The following is a 7547-nucleotide window of genomic DNA, read 5'->3' on the forward strand; positions in this document are numbered from 1 at the left end:
CCTGAGGAGCCCGTCCACCGCTGTTCCGCCGCGGGTCTCCGCACGGTCAGCTGCAAGGCGGAGGAGGAAGCGGTACTGGAAGTACCGCGCCCGACGACAACGCCGCAGATGGCCGTGCGGAGGCCCGCGTCACTCCCATTCGATCGTTCCCGGGGGCTTGGACGTCACGTCGAGCACGACGCGGTTCACTCCGCTCACCTCGTTCGTGATGCGGTTCGAGATGCGCGCCAGCAGGTCGTAGGGCAGGCGCGTCCAGTCGGCGGTCATCGCGTCCTCGGAGGAGACGGGGCGCAGCACGATCGGGTGGCCGTAGGTGCGGCCGTCGCCCTGCACTCCGACCGAGCGGACGTCGGCGAGCAGCACGACGGGGCACTGCCAGATCTCGGAGTCGAGGCCGGCGGCGGTGAGCTCGGCGCGGACGATGGCGTCGGCCTCCTGGAGCAGGTCGAGCCGCTCCTGGGTGACCTCGCCGACGATGCGGATGCCGAGCCCCGGGCCGGGGAACGGCTGGCGGCCCACGATGACCTCGGGCAGGCCGAGTTCGCGGCCGATGGCGCGGACCTCGTCCTTGAAGAGGGTGCGCAGCGGCTCCACCAGGGTGAACTGCAGATCCTCGGGCAGGCCGCCCACGTTGTGGTGCGACTTGATGTTCGCGGTTCCGGTGCCGCCGCCCGACTCCACCACGTCGGGGTAGAGCGTGCCCTGCACCAGGAAGTCGATCGACGCGCCCTCGCCCTGCGCCTCGAGGACCAGCGCCTCGGCGGCGGCCTCGAAGGTGCGGATGAACTCCCGGCCGATGATCTTGCGCTTCTGCTCGGGGTCGCTGACCCCGGCGAGCGCGTCGAGGAACTGCTCGCGGACGTCGACCGTGACCAGGCGGACACCCGTCGCGGCCACGTAGTCCTCCTCGACCTGCCGGCGCTCGTCCTTGCGGAGGAGACCGTGGTCGACGAACACGCAGGTCAGCTGGTCGCCCACCGCGCGGTGCACGATCGCGGCGGCCACGGCCGAGTCCACTCCTCCGGAGAGGCCGCAGATGACGCGGCCGGAGCCGACCTGCTCGCGGATCAGGGCGACCTGGTCCTCGATGACGTTGGAGGAGTTCCAGTCGTTCGGGATGCCGGCGGCGCGGTGCAGGAAGTTCTCGATGACGGCCTGGCCGTGCGTCGAGTGCTTCACCTCGGGGTGCCACTGCACGCCGTAGAGGCGGCGCGCATCGCTCCCGAAGGCGGCGACCGGGGTCGACGAGGTGGAGGCGAGGACGTCGAAGCCCTCCGGCGCCTTGGCGACCGAGTCGCCGTGGCTCATCCAGACCGTCTGGTCGGCGGGCTGCTCGCCGAGGAGCACGCCGCCGTCCGTCGAGATCGCGGCGTCGGTCGCCCCGTACTCGCGCAGGCCGGTGTTCGCGACCTCTCCGCCGAGGGCCTTCGCCATGACCTGGAAGCCGTAGCAGATGCCCAGGACCGGGATGCCGAGGTCGAAGATCGCGGGGTCGAGCTGCGGCGCCCCCTCCTCGTACACGCTGGACGGGCCGCCGGACAGGATGATCCCGACCGGCGACTTCGCGGCGATCTCGGCCGCCGTGGCGTTCGAGGGCACGATTTCGGAGTAGACGTTGGCCTCGCGCACGCGCCGGGCGATCAGCTGCGCGTACTGCGCGCCGAAGTCGACGACGAGGACGGGCTGCGCGGACAGCTGAGGGGTCGGCTGCGGGCTGGACTGCTGCTCGCTAATGGGGGGCCTCCACGGAGTCGGTCGGGGCTTTCGGATCGGTGCCGGCGGTGCGGCGCGCGAGGTACTGCTCGACCTCGCGCGCGATGCGCCCCTCGACGAAGAAGGAGAGCGTCGGGATCACGCCGCCGAGCGCGATGAGCACGAAGCGGCTGAACGGCCACCGCATCAGGCTCCACAGGCGGAAGTCGGCGAAGAGGTACACGACGTAGAACCAGCCGTGGGCGATGAGGATCCCGGTCGAGAGGTTCGCTCCCGTGCCGCTGGACTCGTACTCGCCGCCCGGCACCTCGTACATCGGAGCGAGGTTCAGCACGCCCTGCTGCCCGAAGGCGAACAGCTCGAGGTGGAGCACGTACTTCAGGAGCATCTCCGCGCAGAGCAGGAGCAGCATCACGCCCGTGATGATCGAGGTCACCCGGTAGAAGCGCAGAGCGCTCCGGATCGCAGGGAACTGCGCGGGCTTGGGCTCGAGGGGCATGGGGTCCAGTTTACGGTGCGGTCGAGGGAGCGGGGGCGCGCTGGGCCTCCTCGGCGTCGAGCGCCTCCTCGATCTCCCGCTCCCACGCGTCGCGCACGAGGCGGTACCAGAGGTAGAGCGCGAAGCCGGCGAAGACGACCCACTCGACGGCGTAGAAGACGTTGAGCCAGTTGAGCGAGAGGTCCTGCTGCCGGGCGGGGGAGTCGATCGCCTCGAGGCCGGCGATCGGCTCGTCGACGACGATGTAGCCCTGGTAGACGTCGGCCGGCGGATCGGGCCAGCGGTTGATCAGCGCGGGGATCGAGAGCGCGGTGAGGGTCAGCGGATCCGCTCCCTCCTCCGGCGCCTCGGCCGCCTCGTTCGCCACGAGACGCCCGGTGTACTGCGTCGGCGCCGACTCCTCTGCGGAGTTCAGGCGCTCGGCGACGGCGCGCGCCTGAACCTCGTCGGCCGTCCAACCATAGGCCACGACGAGGTCGGCGGTGCTCGTGCGCGTGCGCGCGAAGACCCACCAGCCGGGCTCCCCCGCGTTCAGCCGCCCGCCGATGACCTCGGCGCCGCCGGGCACGAGGACGGACTCGGCCGCGACGCGCTGGCCGTCCGCCTCCGCGGTGATCGGTGCGGACGGGGCTGCCACCCGGTCCAGGGGGACGACCGTCTCGGAGAGACCGTCGTCGGGTTCCGCCGCGTCGATGGCTCGGCCGACCTGCCACTGCCCGAGGGCGGCGAAGAGACCGGCGATGACGAGCGCGAGCACCAGGGCGCCGATCCAGCGCGGGCGGCGGGCGACCTGCCACACGGTGCTCTGCGTCATTCGTCCCTCGCTCGTGCCGGATCCGCTCGTCCCGCCCGGGGCGTGCCGCCGGGTGGACCCGACGAGCCTAGCCCGTGAGCGTGGGAGCTCCCCGGGATCAGTAGTCGGGCTCGACGGGCCTGCGCGGCCGGTCGGTCTCCGCACCGTCGGACTGCTGCATCGCCTGGTCGATCAGAGCCTGGCGCATCGGGTCCGGGAACTCGTCGTCCAGCTCGTCGCGCTCTCTCCCACGGGCGGGCGGGACCTCGACCGGTCCGGTCGCGGCGGGTGCCGTCCGCGTCGGCCCGGTGCGCACGGGCTCCGGATCGTCGGACATCGCGGCCTCGACCAGCGCGAACTCCTCCTCGGCGAGCGCGCCCCGCTCCGCCGCCGCTCGGCGCGGCCGGGGGCGCCGATCCGAGAGGAACTGCCCGATGCTCTCGGACCTCGAGGCGAGGATCGGACCGATGACGGCCATGATCAGCACGTAGAGACCGGCGAAGGGCTGGATCCGGTCGTCGAGACCGGCGGACAGCGACAGCGTCGCGAGGATCAGGGCGAACTCGCCGCGGTTGTGCAGGATGAACGCGGCGTTCAGACCCGCCCGCGGACCGAGCTTGTTCAGCCAGGCGACGAACTGGCCCGCGCCGAGGTTCAGCACGATGGTCATCACGACCGCCGCGAGCACCGGCCCGACCACGTCGGGGAAGGCGCTCGGGTCGAGCCCCAGACCGAAGTTGACGAAGAAGAAGGCGCCGAAGACGTCGCGGAGCGGGATGGCGATGTGCTCGACCCGCGCGCGGTAGCGGGTGGCGCCGATGACCAGTCCGATCAGGAACGCCCCGATCGCGTCCGTGACTCCGAGGACCTCGCCGATGCCGCCGAACAGCAGCGCGAGACCGAAGAACAGGATGGTGAACAGCTCGTCGTCGCGGGTGCGGAACAGCCGCGACACCACCTTGCCGCCCCAGCGGGCGATCGAGAACATGACGACGAGGAACGCGAACGCGATCAGCAGCTTCAGGATCACCGGCCACGGCTCGGTCTCGCCCGAGAGCACGACCGAGACGATGGCCAGGTAGATCGCGATGAAGATGTCCTCGACGACCGTCACGCCCAGGATCATCGGCGTCTCGGGGTTCGCGAGGCGCTTGAGCTCGATCAGGAGCTTCGTGACGATCGCGCTCGAGCTGGTGGCCGTGATGCCGGCGACGATCAGAGCCTCCTGGCTCCCCCAGCCCAGCAGGAAGCCGAAGCCCAGGCCCACGGCCATGTTGACGCCGATGTACGTGCCGCCCGAGAGGATGAGCCGGCCCGCGTTGCCGAAGAACTCGTCCTGGTCGAACTCGAGCCCGAGGTTGAAGAGGAGCAGGATCAGGCCGAAGACGGCGGTCAGCTCGATGTAGGTCGACTCGAACTCGAGCGGGAACCAGTGGAAGTTCGGGCTCGCGAGGAGCCCGACGACCATGTAGATGGGGATCGCCGGGAGGCCGATGGTCCGCCCGAGGCGTCCGAGCACGTAGGCGACGACGAACAGGATCCCGAGGACGATGAGGTCTTCACCGTGGTGCATCCTCAGGCTCCGGGTGCGTCGGCCGTCTTGGGGAAGGCTCCCGAGCGGAAGAAGGCGAACGCCTTGGCCACCTTCTCGGGGCTGCCGGCCACGACGAGCGTGTCGCCGGGGAAGACGCGGAAGTCGGGCGCGGGCGCGGGGTTGGCCGCGTCCCCGCGGACCACGGCGACGACGGTCAGGCCGACGATGCCGCGGTCGGCGGGCTTGCCGAGCTGCTGGCCCGCGATGTGGTCGTCGTAGTCGACGGTGAACCAGTCGATCGACAGGCCTGGGATCTGATCCAGCGCGGTGAGGGACTCGGTGATCTGCGTGCCGCCGAGCAGCTCCGCGAGGGTGTGCGCCTCGTCGTCGCTGAGGCGGAGGGAGACCTTCGCGCCGTCCTGGTCGCCCTCGGCGAAGGTGATGAGGTCGCTGTGCCCGGAGCGGTGGGCGATGACGCCGACCTTCCCGCCGTCGGCGGTGAGGAAGGTGTGCAGCACTCCGACACCGGGCAGCTTGACCCTGCGGACCTCGACCATGCGTGCTCCATCCGCGCCCTGCGGCGCTCCTGACTCGGATGCCTCCAGCTTAGGCGCGCCCGCTCCCCTCCCTCCCTCCGTTCGCCCGCGGAGGAACGCGGAGCCGTCCCTCTGCTGAGGGAACCCCGAACCGTCGAGGGAACCAGTCGTTGCGGGCTCCCTCGACGGTTCGGGGTTCCCTCACTGTCCACAGGGCCTGGAGTGCTCTCCACAGACGAGGGCGGACCGGCACCAGTGGAGGAGAACGCGGGCCAGGGTCGAGGGCATGAGTGCGGTGGAACTGCTCCGGGACGGAGCGTGCGGGCGGTCGGACGCGTTCGTGCGTCTGCGCAGGGGTGTGTACGTAGAAGCGGACGCGTGGGCGCGGGCCTCGGTCGACGAGAGGCAGCGGGCGCGCATCGACGCGGTCGCGGAGACGTGGTCGTCGCCCTTCTTCCTCCGGGAATCGGCCGCGGCGGTGTGGGGCCTCCCCCTGGTCGAGCCGCTCGCCACGGTCGTCCACGTCGAAGGAGCGACCGACGTCGGCAGCCGGACTCGGAACGGCGTGGCCGAGCACCGGAGCGCGCGCTTCCCGACGCTCGCGGTCATCGACGGCCTCGCCGTATCGGATCTCGCGCAGACCGTGTTCGATCTCGCGCGGTTCTCGTCCTTCCGTCGCGCCGTCGTCGCGGCCGACTACGCCCTGCGCCTCGTCGACGACGACGGCCGACCTCTCCTCCGGCGCGAGGAGCTCCTCGAGCGGCACGCGGATCTGCCGCCCGGCTCCCGCGGCCGGACGGCGAGCGCCGCGGTCATCGCGTTCGCGGACGCCGCCTCCGAGACACCGCTCGAGTCGATCAGCCGCGTGGCGATGCACGTGGGCGGGCTGCCCGCGCCGGTGCTGCAGCACCCGGTCCACGACGCCGAGGGGCGGGCCGGGGTGGTCGACTTCTTCTTCGACGAGGTGGCGGCGGTCGGTGAGGCCGACGGCGATCACAAGTATTCCGATGCCGCATTCCTGAACGGGCGCACGCCCGAGGAGGTCCTGCTCGCCGAGAAGCGCCGGGAGGACCGCATCCGCTCGTGCGTACGCGGCTTCGCCCGCTGGTCGTGGCGCGACGCCTACGACGTCCGCCCCCTGCTCGTCCGCCTGGCCCGCGTCGGCGTCAGACGCAGTGAGGGAACCCCGAACGGCCGAGGGAACCAGCTGGTGCGGGCTCCCTCGACGGTCCGGGGTTCCGTCGGAGCGGAGGCCGAGGGTCAGCTGGGCTGGTAGGGGGCGACGACGACCTCGACGCGCTGGAACTCCTTGAGGTCGGAGTAGCCGGTGGTGGCCATCGACCGGCGGAGGGCGCCGATGAGGTTGGCGGTGCCGTCGGCTCCGGTCGCGGGGCCGTAGAGGACCTGCTCGAGGGTTCCGACCGTGCCGACCTGCACGCGGCGGCCGCGAGGGAGCTGCGGGTGGTGCGCCTCCTGGCCCCAGTGCCAGCCGCCGCCGGGGGCGTCGGTCGCACGGGCGAGGGCGGAGCCCAGCATGACGGCGTCGGCACCGACCGCGACGGCCTTCACGATGTCGCCGGAGGTGCCGAGGCCGCCGTCCGCGATGACGTGCACGTAGCGTCCGCCCGACTCGTCGAGGTAGTCGCGGCGAGCACCGGCGACGTCGGCCACCGCGGTCGCCATGGGCGCCTGGATGCCGAGGGTCGCGCGCGTCGTCGACGCCGCTCCCCCGCCGAAGCCGACGAGCACGCCCGCGGCGCCCGTGCGCATGAGGTGCAGTGCCGCGGTGTAGGTCGAGGCCCCGCCGACGATGACGGGGACGTCGAGCTCGTAGATGAACTTCTTGAGGTTCAGCGGCTCGGTGCCGCGCGAGACGTGCTCGGCCGAGACCGTGGTGCCCCGGATGACGAACAGGTCGACTCCGGCGTCGACGACGGTCTGGTAGAGCTCCGCGGTGCGCTGCGGCGAGAGCGCACCGGCGACGGTCACGCCCGCGGCGCGGATCTCGGCCAGACGGGCGGTCACCAGCTCGGGCTTGATCGGCTCGGAGTAGATCTCCTGCATGCGCTCGGTCGCCCGCTCGGCGGGGAGCTCGCGGATCTCGGCGAGCAGCGGCTCCGGGTCCTCGTAGCGCGTCCAGAGGCCCTCGAGGTCGAGCACGCCGAGAGCGCCCAGGCGCCCGAGCGTGATCGCCGTCGCCGGCGACACCACGGAGTCCATCGGAGCGGCGAGGATCGGCGTCCGGAACCGGTACGCGTCGATCGCCCAGTCGACCGAGACCACCTCGGGGTCGCGGGTGCGGCGGCTGGGCACGACCGCGATGTCGTCGAAGGCGTACGCGCGGCGAGCGCGCTTGGCGCGCCCGATCTCGATCTCAGTCACGGAGCGAGTTTAGCCGGGCGCCTCGCCGCGCTCGTCGCCCGACCTCCGGCGCAGCCGCGGCGAGGCGCCCGGCTAAACTCGCTCCGTGAC

Annotated in this window: 7 protein-coding genes; 1 reads left to right on the forward strand and 6 read right to left on the reverse strand. The window is 71.6% G+C overall.

Going from position 1 to position 7547, the window contains the following annotated elements; translation table 11 throughout:
* Nucleotides 1-129: 129 nt before the first annotated feature.
* The 5 genes from guaA to NB037_RS11740 all read right to left on the reverse strand — a co-directional run bounded on the left by guaA (nt 130) and on the right by NB037_RS11740 (nt 5096).
* Nucleotides 130-1734 carry a glutamine-hydrolyzing GMP synthase gene (gene guaA / locus NB037_RS11720; RefSeq protein WP_372490746.1) on the reverse strand — a complete coding sequence of 535 codons (1605 nt, stop codon included), beginning with the start codon at nt 1732-1734 and terminating at the stop codon, nt 130-132.
* The gene (locus NB037_RS11725; protein ID WP_251945960.1) at nt 1730-2212 is read right to left on the reverse strand and encodes a DUF3817 domain-containing protein; all 483 of its coding nucleotides are present in this window, start codon (nt 2210-2212) and stop codon (nt 1730-1732) included. Before NB037_RS11725 ends, guaA begins: the two co-directional genes overlap by 5 nt.
* Nucleotides 2213-2222: 10 nt before the next feature.
* Entirely contained in the window at nt 2223-3026 is an 804-nt protein-coding gene (locus NB037_RS11730; protein ID WP_251945963.1) for an SURF1 family cytochrome oxidase biogenesis protein, read from the reverse strand.
* Between the two features lie 97 nt (nt 3027-3123).
* Nucleotides 3124-4578: a cation:proton antiporter gene (locus tag NB037_RS11735; protein ID WP_251945965.1), complete on the reverse strand. Its 1455-nt coding sequence runs from the start codon at nt 4576-4578 to the stop codon at nt 3124-3126.
* A 2-nt stretch (nt 4579-4580) separates the two neighbouring features.
* Nucleotides 4581-5096 carry a cation:proton antiporter regulatory subunit gene (locus NB037_RS11740; RefSeq protein ID WP_207405331.1) on the reverse strand — a complete coding sequence of 172 codons (516 nt, stop codon included), beginning with the start codon at nt 5094-5096 and terminating at the stop codon, nt 4581-4583.
* Nucleotides 5097-5361: 265 nt separating this feature from the next.
* Here NB037_RS11740 and NB037_RS11745 point away from each other — a divergent pair, with 265 nt between their 5' ends.
* Nucleotides 5362-6351, forward strand: coding sequence for a hypothetical protein (locus NB037_RS11745; protein ID WP_251945967.1), 990 nt, complete (start codon nt 5362-5364; stop codon nt 6349-6351).
* On the opposite strand, the gene NB037_RS11750 is transcribed toward NB037_RS11745, so the two are convergent.
* The gene (locus tag NB037_RS11750) at nt 6336-7457 is read right to left on the reverse strand and encodes a GuaB3 family IMP dehydrogenase-related protein (protein WP_251945969.1); all 1122 of its coding nucleotides are present in this window, start codon (nt 7455-7457) and stop codon (nt 6336-6338) included. The two genes, NB037_RS11745 and NB037_RS11750, sit on opposite strands and share 16 nt — an antisense overlap.
* Nucleotides 7458-7547 lie beyond the last annotated feature (90 nt).

Origin of the sequence: Rathayibacter rubneri (assembly GCF_023743255.1) — a bacterium.
GTDB lineage: Bacteria > Actinomycetota > Actinomycetes > Actinomycetales > Microbacteriaceae > Rathayibacter > Rathayibacter rubneri.

Coding starts and splice junctions, on each gene's coding strand:
- NB037_RS11725 (WP_251945960.1), bottom strand. CDS start 2,212: ATGCCCCTCGAGCCCAAGCCCGCGCAGTTCCCTGCGATCCGGAGCGCT.
- NB037_RS11730 (WP_251945963.1), bottom strand. CDS start 3,026: ATGACGCAGAGCACCGTGTGGCAGGTCGCCCGCCGCCCGCGCTGGATC.
- NB037_RS11735 (WP_251945965.1), bottom strand. CDS start 4,578: ATGCACCACGGTGAAGACCTCATCGTCCTCGGGATCCTGTTCGTCGTC.
- NB037_RS11740 (WP_207405331.1), bottom strand. CDS start 5,096: ATGGTCGAGGTCCGCAGGGTCAAGCTGCCCGGTGTCGGAGTGCTGCAC.
- NB037_RS11745 (WP_251945967.1), top strand. CDS start 5,362: ATGAGTGCGGTGGAACTGCTCCGGGACGGAGCGTGCGGGCGGTCGGAC.